This window comes from Lactobacillus juensis, from assembly GCF_036246285.1.
Taxonomy (GTDB): domain Bacteria; phylum Bacillota; class Bacilli; order Lactobacillales; family Lactobacillaceae; genus Lactobacillus; species Lactobacillus juensis.
Map to the genome: position 1 here is coordinate 646,953 of NZ_BTTS01000002.1, position 17,223 is coordinate 664,175.

32 protein-coding genes are annotated in these 17,223 nt (G+C 38.0%); 31 read left to right on the plus strand and 1 reads right to left on the minus strand.

Annotation, left to right across the window (positions count from 1 at the left end):
* The first annotated feature begins 19 nt into the window (after positions 1-19).
* Positions 20-532 (plus strand): ECF transporter S component, encoded by a 513-nt coding sequence (locus AAA926_RS07110; RefSeq protein ID WP_294761422.1) that lies wholly within the window; start codon positions 20-22, stop codon positions 530-532.
* Positions 533-603: 71 nt separating this feature from the next.
* On the opposite strand, the gene AAA926_RS07115 is transcribed toward AAA926_RS07110, so the two are convergent.
* A complete protein-coding gene (locus tag AAA926_RS07115) occupies positions 604-1,293 on the minus strand; it encodes a prepilin peptidase (RefSeq protein ID WP_338212222.1) in 690 nt (229 codons plus the stop codon).
* A 187-nt stretch (positions 1,294-1,480) separates the two neighbouring features.
* Here AAA926_RS07115 and rpsL point away from each other — a divergent pair, with 187 nt between their 5' ends.
* The 30 genes from rpsL to rpsK all read left to right on the plus strand — a co-directional run bounded on the left by rpsL (position 1,481) and on the right by rpsK (position 17,182).
* On the plus strand, positions 1,481-1,888 hold the full coding sequence (rpsL, locus tag AAA926_RS07120; protein WP_034980479.1) for a 30S ribosomal protein S12: 408 nt from the start codon (positions 1,481-1,483) through the stop codon (positions 1,886-1,888).
* A 14-nt stretch (positions 1,889-1,902) separates the two neighbouring features.
* Positions 1,903-2,373, plus strand: a complete 471-nt coding sequence (gene rpsG, locus AAA926_RS07125) for a 30S ribosomal protein S7 (RefSeq protein ID WP_034980476.1) — start codon at positions 1,903-1,905, stop codon at positions 2,371-2,373.
* A gap of 24 nt (positions 2,374-2,397) precedes the next feature.
* On the plus strand, positions 2,398-4,491 hold the full coding sequence (gene fusA / locus AAA926_RS07130) for an elongation factor G (protein WP_338212223.1): 2,094 nt from the start codon (positions 2,398-2,400) through the stop codon (positions 4,489-4,491).
* A 516-nt stretch (positions 4,492-5,007) separates the two neighbouring features.
* The gene (rpsJ, locus tag AAA926_RS07135; RefSeq protein WP_045928455.1) at positions 5,008-5,316 is read left to right on the plus strand and encodes a 30S ribosomal protein S10; all 309 of its coding nucleotides are present in this window, start codon (positions 5,008-5,010) and stop codon (positions 5,314-5,316) included.
* A 24-nt stretch (positions 5,317-5,340) separates the two neighbouring features.
* Positions 5,341-5,970 (plus strand): 50S ribosomal protein L3, encoded by a 630-nt coding sequence (rplC, locus tag AAA926_RS07140; RefSeq protein ID WP_198181070.1) that lies wholly within the window; start codon positions 5,341-5,343, stop codon positions 5,968-5,970.
* Positions 5,971-5,984: 14 nt separating this feature from the next.
* On the plus strand, positions 5,985-6,617 hold the full coding sequence (gene rplD / locus AAA926_RS07145) for a 50S ribosomal protein L4 (protein WP_198181069.1): 633 nt from the start codon (positions 5,985-5,987) through the stop codon (positions 6,615-6,617).
* A complete protein-coding gene (gene rplW, locus AAA926_RS07150) occupies positions 6,614-6,925 on the plus strand; it encodes a 50S ribosomal protein L23 (protein WP_034980462.1) in 312 nt (103 codons plus the stop codon). The genes rplD and rplW overlap by 4 nt, the downstream gene beginning before the upstream one ends.
* A gap of 15 nt (positions 6,926-6,940) precedes the next feature.
* Complete coding sequence (gene rplB, locus AAA926_RS07155; RefSeq protein ID WP_045928454.1) at positions 6,941-7,777, plus strand: 50S ribosomal protein L2; 837 nt, start codon at positions 6,941-6,943, stop codon at positions 7,775-7,777.
* An 18-nt stretch (positions 7,778-7,795) separates the two neighbouring features.
* Positions 7,796-8,077, plus strand: a complete 282-nt coding sequence (gene rpsS / locus AAA926_RS07160; RefSeq protein WP_034980456.1) for a 30S ribosomal protein S19 — start codon at positions 7,796-7,798, stop codon at positions 8,075-8,077.
* 19 nt (positions 8,078-8,096) lie between these two features.
* Positions 8,097-8,450 (plus strand): 50S ribosomal protein L22, encoded by a 354-nt coding sequence (gene rplV / locus AAA926_RS07165; RefSeq protein WP_034980453.1) that lies wholly within the window; start codon positions 8,097-8,099, stop codon positions 8,448-8,450.
* 13 nt (positions 8,451-8,463) lie between these two features.
* Positions 8,464-9,135 carry a 30S ribosomal protein S3 gene (gene rpsC / locus AAA926_RS07170; protein WP_046332454.1) on the plus strand — a complete coding sequence of 224 codons (672 nt, stop codon included), beginning with the start codon at positions 8,464-8,466 and terminating at the stop codon, positions 9,133-9,135.
* Entirely contained in the window at positions 9,135-9,575 is a 441-nt protein-coding gene (gene rplP / locus AAA926_RS07175; protein ID WP_046332453.1) for a 50S ribosomal protein L16, read from the plus strand. The genes rpsC and rplP overlap by 1 nt, the downstream gene beginning before the upstream one ends.
* Positions 9,565-9,762, plus strand: coding sequence for a 50S ribosomal protein L29 (gene rpmC, locus AAA926_RS07180; RefSeq protein ID WP_265893226.1), 198 nt, complete (start codon positions 9,565-9,567; stop codon positions 9,760-9,762). The genes rplP and rpmC overlap by 11 nt, the downstream gene beginning before the upstream one ends.
* Before the next feature lie 18 nt (positions 9,763-9,780).
* The gene (gene rpsQ / locus AAA926_RS07185) at positions 9,781-10,047 is read left to right on the plus strand and encodes a 30S ribosomal protein S17 (protein WP_198181066.1); all 267 of its coding nucleotides are present in this window, start codon (positions 9,781-9,783) and stop codon (positions 10,045-10,047) included.
* Positions 10,048-10,079: 32 nt separating this feature from the next.
* Positions 10,080-10,448 carry a 50S ribosomal protein L14 gene (rplN, locus tag AAA926_RS07190; protein WP_034980437.1) on the plus strand — a complete coding sequence of 123 codons (369 nt, stop codon included), beginning with the start codon at positions 10,080-10,082 and terminating at the stop codon, positions 10,446-10,448.
* Between the two features lie 16 nt (positions 10,449-10,464).
* A complete protein-coding gene (rplX, locus tag AAA926_RS07195) occupies positions 10,465-10,728 on the plus strand; it encodes a 50S ribosomal protein L24 (RefSeq protein WP_198181065.1) in 264 nt (87 codons plus the stop codon).
* Positions 10,729-10,742: 14 nt separating this feature from the next.
* Positions 10,743-11,285 carry a 50S ribosomal protein L5 gene (gene rplE / locus AAA926_RS07200; RefSeq protein WP_046325350.1) on the plus strand — a complete coding sequence of 181 codons (543 nt, stop codon included), beginning with the start codon at positions 10,743-10,745 and terminating at the stop codon, positions 11,283-11,285.
* A gap of 12 nt (positions 11,286-11,297) precedes the next feature.
* Positions 11,298-11,483: a type Z 30S ribosomal protein S14 gene (locus tag AAA926_RS07205; RefSeq protein ID WP_034980430.1), complete on the plus strand. Its 186-nt coding sequence runs from the start codon at positions 11,298-11,300 to the stop codon at positions 11,481-11,483.
* Between the two features lie 22 nt (positions 11,484-11,505).
* Positions 11,506-11,904, plus strand: coding sequence for a 30S ribosomal protein S8 (rpsH, locus tag AAA926_RS07210; protein ID WP_038523731.1), 399 nt, complete (start codon positions 11,506-11,508; stop codon positions 11,902-11,904).
* A gap of 24 nt (positions 11,905-11,928) precedes the next feature.
* On the plus strand, positions 11,929-12,459 hold the full coding sequence (gene rplF / locus AAA926_RS07215; RefSeq protein ID WP_198181064.1) for a 50S ribosomal protein L6: 531 nt from the start codon (positions 11,929-11,931) through the stop codon (positions 12,457-12,459).
* 22 nt (positions 12,460-12,481) lie between these two features.
* Positions 12,482-12,841 carry a 50S ribosomal protein L18 gene (gene rplR, locus AAA926_RS07220; protein ID WP_338212224.1) on the plus strand — a complete coding sequence of 120 codons (360 nt, stop codon included), beginning with the start codon at positions 12,482-12,484 and terminating at the stop codon, positions 12,839-12,841.
* Between the two features lie 16 nt (positions 12,842-12,857).
* Positions 12,858-13,364: a 30S ribosomal protein S5 gene (gene rpsE / locus AAA926_RS07225; RefSeq protein WP_034980420.1), complete on the plus strand. Its 507-nt coding sequence runs from the start codon at positions 12,858-12,860 to the stop codon at positions 13,362-13,364.
* 13 nt (positions 13,365-13,377) lie between these two features.
* Positions 13,378-13,563 (plus strand): 50S ribosomal protein L30, encoded by a 186-nt coding sequence (rpmD, locus tag AAA926_RS07230; protein WP_046332451.1) that lies wholly within the window; start codon positions 13,378-13,380, stop codon positions 13,561-13,563.
* Positions 13,564-13,585: 22 nt separating this feature from the next.
* Positions 13,586-14,026 carry a 50S ribosomal protein L15 gene (gene rplO / locus AAA926_RS07235; protein WP_198181062.1) on the plus strand — a complete coding sequence of 147 codons (441 nt, stop codon included), beginning with the start codon at positions 13,586-13,588 and terminating at the stop codon, positions 14,024-14,026.
* Complete coding sequence (secY, locus tag AAA926_RS07240; RefSeq protein ID WP_198181061.1) at positions 14,026-15,321, plus strand: preprotein translocase subunit SecY; 1,296 nt, start codon at positions 14,026-14,028, stop codon at positions 15,319-15,321. The genes rplO and secY overlap by 1 nt, the downstream gene beginning before the upstream one ends.
* 10 nt (positions 15,322-15,331) lie before the next feature.
* Positions 15,332-15,988, plus strand: a complete 657-nt coding sequence (locus AAA926_RS07245) for an adenylate kinase (RefSeq protein WP_198181060.1) — start codon at positions 15,332-15,334, stop codon at positions 15,986-15,988.
* Positions 15,989-16,053: 65 nt separating this feature from the next.
* A complete protein-coding gene (gene infA, locus AAA926_RS07250) occupies positions 16,054-16,275 on the plus strand; it encodes a translation initiation factor IF-1 (RefSeq protein ID WP_034980408.1) in 222 nt (73 codons plus the stop codon).
* A gap of 14 nt (positions 16,276-16,289) precedes the next feature.
* Entirely contained in the window at positions 16,290-16,406 is a 117-nt protein-coding gene (gene rpmJ / locus AAA926_RS07255; RefSeq protein WP_006729432.1) for a 50S ribosomal protein L36, read from the plus strand.
* Positions 16,407-16,426: 20 nt separating this feature from the next.
* Positions 16,427-16,777 (plus strand): 30S ribosomal protein S13, encoded by a 351-nt coding sequence (rpsM, locus tag AAA926_RS07260; RefSeq protein WP_034980405.1) that lies wholly within the window; start codon positions 16,427-16,429, stop codon positions 16,775-16,777.
* A gap of 21 nt (positions 16,778-16,798) precedes the next feature.
* Positions 16,799-17,182: a 30S ribosomal protein S11 gene (rpsK, locus tag AAA926_RS07265; protein WP_034980403.1), complete on the plus strand. Its 384-nt coding sequence runs from the start codon at positions 16,799-16,801 to the stop codon at positions 17,180-17,182.
* The last annotated feature ends 41 nt before the right edge of the window (positions 17,183-17,223 follow it).

Sequence of the window (17,223 nt, forward strand, 5' to 3'; positions counted from 1 at the left end):
CAAGCGGGGGATGTAGAAGTTGAGAGTAAATGATTTTTCTTTAAAGAGACTTGTATTATTAGCATTATTAACTGCGATTAACGTCGTTATTAGTCGAATTTTCATTATTCCAATGCCCTTGACTCATGGAAATATTAATTTATGTGATGCGATTATTTATATAGTGGCGCTTTTATACGGTCCAATGGCCGGAGGCATAGTTGGAGGTCTTTCTGGATTTTTACTTGATCTTCTTGGTGGATATGGGCAGTTCATGTTATTTTCTCTTGTTGTCCATGGTTTAGAAGGTTTTTTTGTTGGTTTAGTCTTTAAATACTGGAATTTAAAAAATCAATTAGTCAAAGGTGCTGTCGCCGGAGCTATAGGAGTATTCTTTATGGTAGGTGGCTATTTTATCACTAATACAGTTCTTTATACTTGGGCTGCAGGACTTGCCAGTCTTTTTACCAATACAATTCAAGGAGTAGTCGGAGTTGTTATAGCCATAGTACTGCTGCCTAGTTTTCAAAATCTGATGGCAAGATACAACTAATACTTACGTGAAAAAATTATTTTTACTAGTTTATTAAAGCTGCTATTTCATTTTATATGGATCCCAGCTTTTTATTTGCACAAAAGTTGAATGATTAATCCAATATAAATAAAAGGAATAAAAGCAACAGGCTCCTTTTTGCTCATTTTACTGCCCAAAAAAACAATAAGCAAAGCTATTGAAGCAGTTAAAAAAGTTAAATTGGCGAATTGGGAGTTAAAGTAGAAAGATAAGATTAGGTAGACTATTAAGTCTCCACTACCACATTTTTTTCTAACTGTCTCAAAAAGAAAAAACAAAAAAATAGGTAAAAATTCTATGAGATCAGTAGTGCTAATTCTATAAAAATTATTCATTATATGTTGAAGCGAAATAACAAGTGCAGGCAGTACCAGTGTAATATCGAATTCCTGAACCTGATAATCGCTGATAGCAGCTAGTAGAAGACTAAACAAAACAATCGCCGTACAAATATCATGTATGCTGCTAAAATCAATTTTATAAAAAGCGAAACCGCCTAAAAATTCTGTTAAAAAATATTCACAGGGGATGTGAATTTGACAATAACGGCAACGACCTTTAAGTATTAAATAGGAAATTAAAGGTATTTCATCTAATAAGCACAGCTGCTGGTTACAATTAGTACACTTTGAACGACTGAAGATAAAGTCTTCTTTGCCGGCTCTTTCGACAATCACACATGCATGAGAAGCCAGACATGTACCAATCAAAAAATTGCTGATTCCAAAAATCCATTTCATATTGTTTACCTCGCTTAAATCAAATACGCAAAAAATATCATCTGCTTTTCAATTCGTAAAAATAATTTGCTTTTTTGCGACAAGCGAGTACAATAGTCAATGTGTATTTTGATGATTATCTGGGACTTAAAAAAGAAACTCCTGGATGTGTGAACAAAATAATGAATTTTTTTAGGAGGAAAATTTAATGCCAACCATTAACCAATTGGTAAGAAAAGGCCGTCATACTAAGACGACTAAATCAAAGTCACCAGCTTTAAGCTATGGCTACAACAGTATGAAGAAAGAATTAGTAGCTAACCCAGCGCCTCAAATGCGTGGAGTTGCAACTCGTGTCGGCACTATGACACCAAAGAAGCCAAACTCAGCTTTGCGGAAGTATGCTCGTGTTCGTCTTTCTAACCTGATTGAAGTAACTGCTTATATTCCAGGTGAAGGCCATAATTTACAGGAACACTCTGTTGTGTTAATTCGTGGTGGTCGTGTAAAGGACCTTCCTGGTGTTCGTTACCATATTATTCGTGGTGCTCTTGATACTGCTGGTGTTGAAGGCAGAAAGCAAGGACGTTCCAAATACGGTGCCAAGAAAGATTAAGGAGGAGTTAAATAATGCCTAGAAAAGGACATGTAGCTAAAAGAGATATTTTAGCGGATCCAGTATATAATTCAAAGCTTGTAACTAAGTTGATCAACCACTTAATGATCGATGGTAAAAGAGCTAAGGCTTCATCCATTCTTTATGATGCTTTTGACATTGTTAAAGAAAAGACCGGCAAAGAGCCACTTGATGTTTTTGAAGAAGCTATGAATAATATTATGCCTGTTTTGGAAGTTAGAGCTCGCCGTATTGGTGGTTCAAACTATCAGATTCCAGTTGAAGTTCGTCCTGAAAGAAGAACTACTTTAGGTTTAAGATGGTTAGTTTCTTACGCTCGTTTACGTAATGAACATACTATGGATGAACGCTTGGCTAACGAAATTATTGATGCTTCAAACAATACTGGCTCAGCTGTTAAAAAGCGTGAAGATGTTCACCGTATGGCTGAAGCTAACCGTGCATTTGCACACTATCGTTTCTAATTTTTTAGGGAAAGGAAAAAATCTATGGCTAATAAGCGTGAATTTCCATTAGAAAAAACACGTAACATTGGTATTATGGCCCATATTGATGCGGGTAAGACTACCACAACAGAGCGTATTCTTTATTACACTGGTAAGATCCATAAAATTGGTGAAACCCATGAGGGTGATTCACAAATGGACTGGATGGATGAAGAAAAAGAACGTGGTATCACTATTACTTCTGCAGCTACTACTGCACAATGGAAAGATTATAGAATTAACATTATCGATACCCCTGGACACGTTGACTTCACTATCGAAGTTGAACGTTCCTTGCGTGTTCTTGATGGTGCCGTAACTGTTCTTGACGCTCAAGCTGGTGTGGAACCTCAAACTGAAAATGTTTGGCGCCAGGCTGAAACTTACGGTGTTCCTCGAATTGTTTTTGTAAACAAAATGGATAAGATTGGAGCAGACTTTGACAAATCTGTTAAGTCTTTGCACGAACGTTTAAATGCCAATGCTCTAGCTGTGCAAATGCCAATTGGTTCTGCCGAAAGCTTTGAAGGTGTTATTGACTTACTTGACATGGTAGCTGATGTTTATGATGAAGATAAGCTTGGCTCCAAATGGGATACTATTCCTGTTCCTGATGAATACAAAGAAGAAGCTGAAAAACGTCGCTCCGAATTAATTGAACAAGTAGCTGATGTTGATGATGACATCATGGAAAAATACCTTAATGGTGATGAGATTTCCGTTGATGAATTAAAAGCTGCTATTCGTAAAGCTACATTGGACTTGAAGATTTTCCCTGTATTTGCAGGCTCAGCTTTTAAGAACAAGGGTGTACAGATGATGCTTGATGGTGTTGTTGATTACTTACCATCTCCGTTAGATGTTAAGCCTTATGTTGCTCATGATCCAAAAACTGGTGAAGAAGTTGAATTAGTTGCTGGAGATGAAAAGCCATTTTCCGCTTTGGCGTTTAAGATTGCTACTGATCCATTTGTTGGTCGTTTGACTTATATTCGTGTTTACACTGGTTCACTTGAATCAGGTTCATATGTTTTGAATGCTTCTAAGAATAGTCGTGAACGTGTTGGTCGTTTGTTGCAAATGCATGCTAACTCACGAAGTGAAATTTCTGAAGTATTCTCCGGTGATATTGCTGGTGCTATCGGTTTAAAGAATACTACTACCGGTGATTCATTAACTGATCCTGATCACCCATTAATTTTGGAAAGTTTGGAAGTTCCAGATCCGGTTATTCAAGTTTCAATTGAGCCTGAATCTAAAGCTGATCGTGATAAACTTGACATCGCTTTGCAAAAGTTGACTGAAGAAGACCCAACTTTTAGGGCTGAAACAAATGCTGAAACTGGTCAAACTTTGATTTCCGGAATGGGTGAGCTGCATCTGCAAATCATGGTTGAGCGTATGAAGCGTGAATTTCATGTTGAAGCTAAAATTGGTGAGCCACAAGTTGCTTATCGTGAAACCTTCACTAAACCTGCTAAGGCACAAGGTAAATTTGTCCGTCAGTCTGGTGGTAAGGGACAATATGGTGATGTCTGGATTGAATTTACTCCAAATGAAAGAGGAAAAGGTTACGAGTTTGAAGATGCCATTGTCGGTGGTGTTGTTCCTCGTGAATTTATTCCAGCTGTTGACGCAGGTTTGCAAGAATCAATGAAGAATGGTATTCTTGCTGGTTATCCGTTAATCGACGTCAAGGCTAAGCTTTATGATGGTAGTTACCACGAAGTTGACTCTTCTGAAGCTGCCTTCAAAGTTGCTGCATCATTGGCATTGAGAAATGCTGCTCCTAAAGCTGGTGCAGTTATCCTAGAGCCTATTATGAAGGTTCAAGTTATCACACCTGAAGATTACTTAGGTGACGTAATGGGTTCGATTACTGCTCGTCGTGGTACGATGGACAATATGCAAGATCGTGCTGGTGCTAAAGTTCTAAATTCAATGGTTCCACTTGCCGAAATGTTTGGCTATGCAACTACTTTGCGCTCTTCAACACAGGGTCGTGGTACATTTACAATGGTCTTTGATCACTATTCACCAACTCCTAAGTCCATTCAAGAAGAAATTATTAAAAAGCGTGGCGGCAACGCAGAATAATTTTTAATAGTTAAACAAAATTAAATACAATAATTGAGCTGTTGGTTTTGCCAATGGCTCTTTTTATTTTGCTTAAAACTTTTTCATTAAGTTATTAAGAAACAAAAATTTAAAAGTTAAAAAGATTTATAAATAGAATTTTTGAAGTCACATTAATCTTACACTTATTAAATTTATTATTAGAAATTCAGACCAGTTTGTTGAAATTATCCTAGTTTGAGAGTATTTTTGTTTTCTGCTGGGAATTATATTTTTTTGATTTTATAAAATTTGTTAAAGTTATAGTATTTTAGCGTTAATATCAAGAAAAGTGTCCTTTGAGCCTTGATATTCAAGCACAAAACGGGTATACTATTTTTTGTGTGTCTAGGGCATATTCTGCCTTAAAGCACATTTTGTTGTAAAGCATTGATACAAAAGGTTGCGGCACGCCAGGCTGCATTGCCACAGAGGTGGTGCCGGTAATTTTTGTGGAAGCTAGTCATCTTTTAAAGAAGACGTTGAGGAGGTAATTTAATGGCAAGTCAATCAATTCGTATCAGACTTAAGTCATACGAACATGGTATTCTCGATGAATCAGCTGCTAAAATTGTAGCTACTGCAAAGAGAACTGGAGCTGAAATTTCAGGCCCAGTTCCATTGCCAACAGAAAGGGTATTGTTCACTGTTTTGCGTTCACCACACAAGAACAAGGACTCACGTGAACAATTTGAAATTCGTACGCATAAGCGTTTAATCGATATTTTAAATCCAACACCTAAAACTGTTGACTCTTTAATGAAGCTTGATTTACCAAGCGGTGTTGACATCGAAATTAAACTTTAATTTTAAAAAGAAAGAGGTGTAATCATGACCAAAGGAATCTTAGGAAGAAAAGTTGGTATGACCCAAATCTTCACTAAAGATGGTATCCTTGTGCCCGTAACTGTTGTTGAAGCAACTCCTAACGTAGTTATGCAAGTTAAGACAGTTGAATCAGACGGCTACGAAGCAATTCAATTAGGATATCAGGATAAACGTGAAGTTTTGAGCAACAAACCAGAAAAAGGTCATGCTGCAAAAGCAAAGACTTCGCCTAAGCGCTTCATACGTGAAATCCGCGGAGTTGAGCTTAAGGACTACGAAGTCGGCTCAGAAGTTACTGTGGACACATTTAAGGAAGGTGACGTAGTTGACGTCACTGGTACTACAAGAGGTCATGGATACCAAGGTAACATTAAACGTTGGGGCCAATCACGTGGACCAGAAACTCACGGTTCAAGATACCACAGAATTCCTGGTTCAATGGGTTCTATCATTAACCGTGTGCCTAAAGGCAAACGTCTGCCAGGCCACATGGGAATGAAGAAAGTTACCATTGAAAACTTAGTAATTGAAAAAGTTGTAGCAGACAAGAATGTATTGTTAATCAAGGGCAATGTTCCTGGTGCTAAGAATTCATTGCTTACTGTTAGATCTGCTGTTAAAAGTAATAAATAGGAAGGAGGACTAGAATGGCTAATTTAAAGGTTATTGATCAAAAAGGCAAAGATGCTGGTGAAGTTACTTTAAATGATGAAGTATTTGGCATTAAGCCAAATGAGAGCGTAGTTTTTGACGCAATTATCAGACAAAGAGCTGGCAGACGTCAAGGTACCTCGAAGGTTAAAAATAGATCCGCTGTTCGTGGTGGTGGAAAGAAGCCTTGGAAACAAAAAGGTACAGGACGTGCTCGTCAAGGTTCTATCCGTTCACCACAATGGCGTGGTGGTGGTGTAGTTTTCGGACCAACTCCACGTTCCTATGCGTACTCAATGCCAAGAAAGCAAAGACGCTTGGCTATTAAGTCTGTTCTTTCTCAAAAGTTGATTGATAAGGATTTAATTGTTTTGGATCAATTGACAATGTCAGCTCCTAAAACAAAAGAATTCAAGTCAATCTTAGACGGCTTAAAAGTTGAAGGCAAAGTTTTAGTTGTTTCTGAAGATAAGAATATTCAATACTCAGCTAAAAACTTGCCAAATGTTAAGGTAATCACTGCAAATGGTTTGAATGTTGAAGATGTTGTCAACTATGACAAATTAATCTTGACCAAAGAAGCCGTTGAAATGATTGAAAAGAATGTTGAGGGGGCTTCGACGAAATGAGTGCACACGATATCATTTTAAGACCTGTCATTACTGAAAAGTCAACGAACTTAATGGATGATAAGAAATACACTTTCAACGTGCTTTTAACTGCAACCAAGACTCAAGTTCGTGATGCTGTTGAAGAAATTTTTGATGTTAAGGTCAAAAAAGTTAATATCATGAATGTTCGTGGTAAGGATAAGCGTGTTGGTCGCTATTCAGGTAAAACTGCTCGTACACGTAAAGCAATTGTCACCTTAACAGAGGATTCAAACGACATCAAAATTTTCAAAGACGATAACGATAATAAAGAAGAAAACAAGTAATAGGAGGTCAGTCAATTGGCTATTAAAATTTATAAGCCAACCACAAATGGTCGCCGTAATATGACTACTTCTGACTTTGCTGAAATTACTAAGAGCAAGCCAGAGCGTACCTTACTTGAGTCACAATCACATACTGCAGGTCGTAACTCTTATGGTCATATTACTAGCAGACACCGTGGTGGTGGTCATAAGCAAAAATACCGTATTATCGATTTTAAGCGTAACAAAGACAATGCAAAAGCTGTAGTTAAGGCAATCGAATACGATCCAAACAGAACTGCTAATATTGCGCTTCTTCACTATACCGACGGTATAAAAGCTTATATCCTAGCACCAAAGGGTTTAACAGTTGGTGATGTGGTAGAGTCTGGCGCTAATGCAGATATTAAGCCAGGAAACGCTTTGCCATTAAAGAATATTCCAACTGGTACATCAATTCACAATATTGAATTAAGTCCTGGTAAAGGTGGTCAGCTGGTTAGAAGTGCTGGAGCCAGTGCTCAAGTTTTGGGTAATGATGGTAAGTACACCTTAGTTAAATTACAGAGTGGTGAAGTTCGTAAGATTTTATCAGTTTGTCGCGCAACTATTGGTGTTGTAGGTAATGAACAACATTCATTAATCCAATTAGGTAAAGCTGGTCGTAGTCGCTGGTTAGGTAGACGCCCACAATCTCGTGGTTCCGTAATGAACCCTAACGATCACCCACATGGTGGTGGTGAAGGTAAAGCTCCTGTAGGTCGTCCACAACCGATGACACCATGGGGCAAGAAAGCTCGTGGTATCAAGACTAGAAATAGTAAGAGAGCCAGCGAGAAGTTAATTGTACGTCACCGTAAAGGTAGCAAATAATAGAAGGAGGGTAATTTAATGAGCCGTAGTATTAAAAAAGGGCCTTTTGCTGATGCATCCTTATTAAAGAAAGTTGATGCACAAGCAGATACAGATAAAAAACAGGTTATTAAAACTTGGTCACGTCGTTCAACTATTTTTCCTTCTTTTGTTGGTTTGACTATAGCTGTTTACGATGGTAGAAAGCATGTTCCGGTATATATTACTGAGGATATGGTTGGTCATAAGTTAGGTGAATTTGTTCCGACAAGAACTTTCCGTGGACATAAGACATCTGACGACAAGGCTACTGCAAAATAAAGAAAGGAGAAACACTTAAATGGCAGAACAAGTTAGTTCAGCTAGGGCAGAAGCAAGAACAGTTCGTATTGCTCCAAGAAAAGCACGTTTAGTCGTTGATTTGATTCGTGGCAAAGACGTTGCTGAAGCATTGGCAATCTTGCAATTTACGCCTAGAGCTGCTTCCCCAATCGTTGAAAAAGTTTTACGCTCAGCAATTGCAAATGCAGAACACAATTATGATCTTGAAAGTGCCAATCTTTATGTATCTGAAGCATACGTAAATGAAGGAGCTACTTTAAAGAGATTTAGACCACGTGCCAAAGGTATGGCTTCTCCTATTAATAAGAGAACTAGTCATGTAGTTGTAGTAGTGTCAGAAAAGAACGATTAAGGGAGGTATATTAATGGGTCAGAAGATTAACCCAAATGGTTTTCGTCTCGGCGTAATTCGTGACTGGGAATCTAAATGGTATGCTGACAGAGGATACAAAGAAACTTTAAATGAAGATCTGCGTATCAGAAAATTCATTGATAAAAAGTTAAAGAATGCCTCTGTTTCTACTGTTGAAATTGAACGTGCAGCCAACAGAATCAACGTATCAATCAATACTTCTAAACCTGGTATGGTAATTGGTAAAGGTGGTTCTGAAGTTGAAGCTTTAAGAAGAGAACTAAATGCTTTGACTAAGAAACAGGTACACGTTAATATTGTTGAAATTAAAAAGCCAGATCTTGATGCTAAATTAGTGGCTGAAAGCATTGCTAGTCAACTTGAAGCTCGTATTGCTTTTAGACGTGCTACTCGTCAGGCTACTCAAAGAACAATGCGTGCTGGTGCTAAGGGAATCAGAGTACAAACGTCTGGTCGTTTGAACGGCGCCGACATGGCAAGAAGAGAATGGCATACAGAAGGTCGTGTTCCATTACAAACTTTAAGAGCTGATATTGATTATGCTTGGGTAAATGCCTACACCACATATGGTGAAATTGGTGTTCAAGTATGGATTAACCGGGGTGAAATCTTACCTTCTAAAAGTAAGAAGCCCGAAAAAGCTGCGAAGGGAGGAAGCAAATAATGCCTCTAGTACCAAAAAGGGTGAAACACCGTCGTGAGTTTCGTGGTAAGATGCGTGGCGCTGCTAAGGGTGGAAAGACCATTGCCTTTGGTGAATATGGATTACAAGCCCTTGAGTCCCACTGGATTACTACACAACAAATTGAAGCTGCCCGTGTTGCGATGACTCGTTACATGAAACGTGGTGGTAAGGTTTGGATTAGAATTTTCCCTCAAAAATCATACACTGCAAAGGGTGTTGGTGTCCGGATGGGTTCCGGTAAAGGTGCACCTGCAGGTTGGGTAGCTGTAGTCAAGAGAGAAAAGATTATGTTTGAAATTGGTGGCGTTGACGAAGCTACTGCTCGTGAAGCTTTAAGACTTGCTGCAACAAAGCTACCAATTAAATGTAAATTTGTGACTAAAAGTTCGGAAGTAGGTGGCAATTCTAATGAAGGCTAAAGAAATCAGAGCATTAACCACTGATCAAATGTTAGACAAGGAAAAGCAATACAAAGAAGAACTCTTTAATTTGCGTTTTCAACAAGCAACGGGTCAATTAGAAAATACCGCTCGCCTAGGTAAAGTCCGTAAAAACATTGCTAGAATTAAAACAATTCTTAGCGAAAAAGCATTGGAAAAAGATTAGTGGAAGGGAGTTATTAACTTGAGCGAATCAATCGAAAGAAATCATCGTCACGTATATCAAGGCGAAGTAATTTCTGATAAGAATGACAAAACTATCACTGTTGTTGTTGATACTTATAAGAATCACCCTGTTTACAAGAAGCGTATTAGATATTCAAAGAAATATTATGCACAAGATGATAAAAATGAAGCTAAAGTTGGCGATACTGTTCGTATCATGGAAACTCGTCCATTATCTCGTACAAAGCGCTTTCGTTTAGTTAAAATTGTTAAAAAATCTGTTTAATTTTGCGGATTTAGTGAGGGGAGGATTATATAGTGATTCAAAATGAATCCCGTTTGAAGGTTGCTGATAACTCAGGTGCCAGAGAACTTTTAGTTATTAGAGTCTTAGGTGGATCAAGACGTAAGACTGGTAACATTGGTGATATTGTGGTTGCAACTGTTAAACAAGCAACACCAGGTGGCGTTGTCAAAAAAGGTGACGTTGTCAAGGCCGTTATTGTTAGAACAAAATCAGGCGCACGCCGTGAAGATGGATCATACATCAAGTTTGATGAAAATGCTGGTGTAGTTATCAATGCAGATAAGAGTCCACGTGGTACTCGTATCTTTGGGCCTGTTGCACGTGAGCTGCGTGAGCACGACTTTATGAAAATCGTCTCTCTTGCTCCTGAAGTCTTATAATAAGTGAGGTGCACTGATGTTTGTTAAAACTGGTGACAAAGTAAAAGTTATTACCGGAAAAGACAAAGGTAAAGAAGGTATTGTTTTATCTGTTAACGTTAAAAAGAATCGTGTAGTTGTTAAAGGCGTTAATAAGATTAAGAAACACCAAAAGCCTTCACAGACTAATGCTAACGGTGGTGTAGTTGAATCAGAAGGTTCAATTCACGCATCAAATGTTAAGGTCATTGCAAAGTCTGAAGGCAAAGCAAATGATAATAAAGAAGAAACTAAGAAGTAGAAGGGAGGACACAAATGGCAAATTATTTAGCTCAAGAATATAAAGAAAAAATTGTTCCTGCATTGCAAGAAAAGTTTGATTACAGCTCAGTTATGCAAGTACCAAAAATTGAAAAAATAGTTTTGAACATGGGTGTTGGAGACGCTGTTTCTAATGCTAAAAACTTAGATGAAGCTGTAGAAGAATTGACTTTAATCTCAGGTCAAAAGCCATTGGTTACTAAAGCCAAAAAGTCAATCGCTAACTTCCGCTTGCGTGAGGGTATGTCTATTGGTGCTAAGGTAACTCTTAGAGGCGATAGAATGTACGATTTCTTATATAAGTTAATCAGTGTTTCACTTCCTCGTGTTCGTGACTTCCGCGGTGTATCAAGCCGTTCGTTTGATGGTCGTGGTAACTACACTTTAGGTATTAAGGAACAATTGATTTTCCCAGAAATTGACTTTGATAAAGTTAATAGAACTAGGGGTTTAGATGTTGTTATCGTTACTACTGCCAATACAGATGAAGAAGCTCGTGAGCTTTTAAGTCAGTTTGGTATGCCGTTTGCAAAATAATGGAGGACATTAATGGCTAAGACATCACAAAAAATTAGAAATCATCGTCCTGCTAAATTTTCTTCACGTGAATATACTCGTTGCGAGAGATGTGGTCGTCCACGCTCCGTTTATCGTAAGTTTGGCTTATGCCGTATTTGCTTGAAAGATTTAGCTCACAAGGGTCAAATCCCAGGCCTTAAAAAGGCTAGTTGGTAATACGGATTGGAGGATAGCATAAATGGTCATGACAGATCCGATCGCAGACTACTTGACTAGAATTAGAAATGCCAATATGGCGAAACATAATTCTGTTGAAATTCCTGCATCAAACATTAAAAAATCTATTTCAGAAATCTTGAAACGCGAAGGCTTCATCCGTGATTACGAAGTTACCGATGATAATAAACAGGGTATGATTAAGATTTTCTTGAAATATGGTCCTGACGGCGAACGTGTCATTTCAGGCTTAAAGAGAATTTCTAAGCCAGGTCTTAGAAATTATGTTAGTGCCGAAAACCTACCTAAAGTACTTAATGGTTTGGGTATAGCCATCGTTTCTACTTCTGCAGGTGTAATTACTGACAAAGAAGCAAGACAAAAAGATGTTGGTGGCGAAGTTATCGCTTACGTTTGGTAATTCTGACAGAAAGGAGAGCAATCAATGAGCCGTATCGGTTTAAAAACAATTGAAGTCCCAGATAGTGTCACTGTTACCAAAAATGGTGACAATATCACTGTTAAGGGACCTAAGGGTGAATTAACTAGATATTTTGATCCAAAAATCACCTTTAAACAAGAAGATGGCAAAATCAACTTTTCACGTTCAAATGAAAATGATAAAGCGCTTCATGGAACTGAAAGAGCTAATCTAGCTTCTATGGTTGAAGGTGTAGTTGATGGTTACAAGAAAACTTTAAAATTAATTGGTGTTGGTTATCGTGCCACTGCACAAGGCAACAAATTAACTTTAAATGTTGGTTATTCTCACCCAGTTGTAATGACTGCACCAGAAGGTGTTTCAGTAAAAGCTACTTCAGCAACTGATATTGAAGTAGAAGGAATTTCTAAGCAAAATGTTGGTCAATTTGCTGCTGAAATTCGCGATGTACGTCCGCCAGAGCCTTATAAGGGTAAAGGTATTCGTTATACTGACGAATACGTACGTCGTAAGGAAGGTAAGACAGGTAAATAGTAAAAAATTTTGAGGTGAAATTGTGATTTCAAAACCAGATAAGAATAAATTGCGCTTAAAGCGTCATAAACGTATTCGTAGCAAGATTTCTGGTACTGCTGAGCGCCCACGCTTAAGCGTTTTCCGTTCAAACAAAAACATCTACGCTCAATTAATTGATGACGTAGCGGGTGTAACGCTAGCAAGTGCCTCAACTTTAGATGATGCTGTATCAAAGGATCAAACTAAAGTAGAACAAGCTCAAGCTGTTGGTAAAGGTATTGCCCAAGCAGCCAAAGCAAAAAACATTACTAGTGTAGTGTTCGATAGAAGTGGTTATTTATACCACGGCCGTATTTCAGCATTGGCAGATGCCGCTCGTGAAAACGGATTAGAGTTCTAGGAAAGGAGATAAATACATGGCAAACCGCAACGATTCTCGCAATAATCGTAGAAATAAAGACGACATCGAAGATCAGTTAGTAGCAATTAATCGTGTCACCAAGGTTGTCAAAGGTGGTCAACGAATGAGATTTGCTGCCCTGGTAATCGTTGGCGACAAAAAAGGTCGTGTAGGCTTTGGTACTGGTAAAGCTCAAGAAGTTCCAGAAGCAATCCGTAAGGCCGTTGAAGCTGGTAAAAAGAATATGATCAAGGTTCCTAAGGTTGGTACTACTATTCCTCATGAAGTAATTGGTCATTATGGCTCAGGAAGTATCATGATTAAGCCTGCTCCAGCAGGTTCAGGTGTTGCTGCCGGTGGTGCCGTTCGTATCGTTATGGATATGGCTGGTATTGCTGATGTTACTTCTAAATCACTTGGTTCTAATACTCCTATCAACGTTGTTCGTGCAACAATAGATGGATTAAAGAAACTTAGAACAAGTGAAGATGTTGAAAAGCTTCGGCACGCTGAATTAGATTAGGGAGACTGAATAAATGACTGAATTAAAAGTTACTTTAATTAGAAGTGCTGCGCACCGTCTGCCTAACCAACGAAAAGTTGTGAAAGCTCTTGGCTTAGGTAGAATTAATAGTACAGCTACTTTACCAGACAATGCTGCAACTCGTGGTGCATTAATGAAAATCGCCCACCTGATTTCAGTTGAAGAAATTAATAAATAACTAATTGAGGAGGTGCCAATTAATGAAGCTTCATGAATTACATGCTGCTGAAGGTTCACGCAATACAAGAAAACGTGTTGGTCGTGGTACTTCAAGTGGTTTTGGAAAAACTTCTGGCCGTGGCCAAAAGGGACAGTTGTCTCGCCAAGGTGGTCATACTCGTCTAGGTTTTGAAGGTGGTCAAATGCCATTATTTAGAACCATGCCAAAACGCGGATTTAAGAACGTTAATCGTAAAGAGTATGCAATCATTAACTTAGATGACTTAAACAAGTTTGAGGATGGCAGCGAAGTTACAGTTGCTGGTCTTAAAGAAAAAGGTTTGGTAAAGAAGGAATTATCAGGCGTTAAATTGCTTGCAAATGGTGAGTTAAAAGTCAAGTTAAACGTAAAGGTTAACAAAGTTTCCGCCACTGCTAAAAAAGCAGTTGAAGAAGCAGGCGGATCTGTTGAGGTGATCTAATGTTTTCGACCTTGAAGAACGCCTTTAAGGATAAAGAAATAAGAAATAAAATTTATTTTACACTCTTTATTCTTTTGATATACCGAATTGGAGCGAATATTACTGTTCCAGGTGTCAACGCAAAAGCGATTACTCAAGTTGCACAAACTGGTTTAGTTCCTATGCTGGATACAGTTTCTGGTGGGGGACTAGATAATTATTCAATTTTCTCACTAGGTGTTTCACCTTATATAACTGCACAAATTGTTATTCAGTTATTGCAGATGGATATTGTTCCTACATTAGTAGAGTGGGGCAAACAAGGTGAAGTTGGACGACGTAAGACTAATAATGTAACTCGTTGGCTTGCTTTGTTTGTGGCATTTATTCAGAGTTTAGGAATTACGCTTGGTTTCAATGCATTAACACAAATGGGCCTAGTTAAGTCACAAAATTGGCAGTCTTATGGCGAAATTGCAATAATAATGACGGCTGGAACGATGCTTTTAACTTGGCTTGGTGATGAAATTACTGATAAAGGTTTAGGTAATGGAGTTTCAGTAATTATTTTTGCTGGTATTATAGCTCGGCTACCTCGTGGCCTTTGGCAACTTTATAAAGATGGAGTTATCAATAATAATGCTAGTGATCGTTGGCAAGGGATTTTGTTCTTCATCGCGATTATCATTGCAATACTTATTGTAACCCAATTAGTTACATGGGTAGAACAGGCAGATCGTCGAATTCCAATACAATACACAAGACGAGCAACTATTAGTGGCTCTGAAAGTTTTTTGCCATTAAAGGTTAATGTCTCTGGAGTTATTCCAGTCATATTTGCTAGTTCATTCATTATTACACCAGCAACAATTTTGATGGCCTTTCAGAAATCTCAAGGCGACCAGCAATGGTATAAAATAATGACCAACATATTTAGTATGCAAACTACCCCTGGAGTCATAATCTATACTGTTTTAATTATCTTGTTTACATTCTTTTACGCTTTTGTTCAGGTTAATCCTGAGAAGCTGGCTAAGAACTTGCAGAAACAAGGTGCGTACATTCCGAGTGTTTGGCCCGGTAAAGATACACAAGATTATGTATCAAAGGTACTAATTAGGTTATCAACTGTAGGATCTGTATTTTTAGGTCTAGTAGCATTATTGCCACAGCTTGCTACTAATTTTTGGGATTTACCAAGTTCAATTGGATTAGGCGGTACTAGCCTTTTAATTGTTATTGGTGTCGTCTTAGAACTATCTCGTCAAATTAACGGATTGTTAATGAAGAGAGAATACGTTGGATTCATCAGATAGGAATGGATAAATGATTAATATATTTCTTTTAGGTTTGCCTGGTGCTGGCAAAGGTACGGTATCAGAACAAATTGTCGATAAATATCATCTAACTCATATTTCAACTGGGGATATGTTTAGAGAAGCAATGGCTAATGAGACTAAAGTTGGTCTTGAAGCTAAAAGTTACATTGATAAAGGTGATTTGGTACCAGATGAAGTTACTGCTAAATTAGTTGAAGAGCGCTTAGGTCAGTCAGATATTAATGAAGGTTATATTTTAGATGGCTTTCCGAGAACAATTGTTCAAGCAGAGCTTTTTGAAGATATTGCTATGCGCATGAACAAGCAATTAACAAATGTAATTTCACTTGAAGTTAAAGAAGAAACTTTGATAAGGCGTTTATCAGCACGCTTTATGTGTAAAAAGTGCGGTGCAACATATAACAAGATTACAAAAATGCCTAAAGTTAAGGATACTTGTGATCGTTGTGGTAGCCATGACTTTTACCAACGTGAAGATGACAAACCTGAAGTAGTACAAAATCGTTTGGAAGTAAATGAAAAGATGAATGCACCGCTGAAAGACTTTTACCAGAAAAAAGGTTTGTTAACTGTTGTAGATGGTGAACAGACACCTGAAGAAGTATTTAAGAATGTTGATGCGGTTTTAAGTAAAAAGCAATAATTTGTATATTTACTTTTCCGTGTTATAATTTCAAAGTATGACTGTTTAAATGCGGAGGAACGGCTTTGGCAAAAGATGATGTCATAGAAGTAAAAGGTAAGGTTGTTGATACCCTACCTAATGCTATGTTTAAAGTTGAATTGGAAAATGGAGCTGTGATTTTAGCACATGTTTCCGGTAAGATTAGGATGCACTATATCCGGATTTTACCTGGAGACCGTGTTACTGTGGAACTTTCTCCTTATGATTTGACTAAAGGTAGAATAACTTATCGATTTATAAAGTAATAACGGAGGGAAACATGAAGGTTAGACCATCTGTTAAACCAATGTGTGAACATTGTAAGATAATTAAGAGAAATGGTCGTGTAATGGTTATTTGCTCTGCAAATCCAAAGCACAAGCAACGTCAAGGTTAAAATAATAGGAGGTGCAATTTATGGCACGTATTGCTGGTGTTGACTTACCAAGAGATAAAAGAATAGTTGTTGCATTAACATATATTTACGGAATTGGTGAACCAACAGCACAAAAGATTTGTGCGGATGCTGGTGTTTCTGAAGACATACGTTCAAAAGATTTGACTCCAGATGACCAAGAAAAGCTTCGTGCAGAAGTTGATAAATACCGCGTTGAAGGTGACTTACGTAGAGAAGTAAGTATGAACATCAAGCGGTTAATTGATATTGGTTCTTATCGTGGTATTCGCCACCGTAGAGGACTTCCGGTTCGCGGTCAAAATACTAAGAATAATGCCCGTACACGTAAGGGTAGCAAGAAAAATAAATAAAAATTTTAAGGAGGTTTATTGATGCCTAAAACAGCACGTAAACGTCGTGTGAAGAAGCACGTTGAAAAAGGCGTTGCTCATATTCATTCTACGTTTAACAATACTTTAGTCATGATTACTGACGTTCAAGGCAATGCAATTGCCTGGTCTTCAGCTGGTGCATTAGGCTTTAAAGGTAGCCGTAAGTCTACACCATTTGCTGCACAAATGGCAGCCGAAGCAGCAGCTAAGAGCGCAATGGATCAAGGCATGAAACATGTAGAAGTTTCTGTTAAAGGTCCTGGTGCTGGTCGTGAATCTGCTATTAGATCACTACAAGCGACTGGACTTGAAATCACCGCTATTCGCGATGTTACACCAGTTCCTCATAATGGTTCTAGACCACCAAAACGTCGTCGTGTTTAATTTTGTTCTTAATGAAGGACATTGCGTTTTGAAAGGGGCCT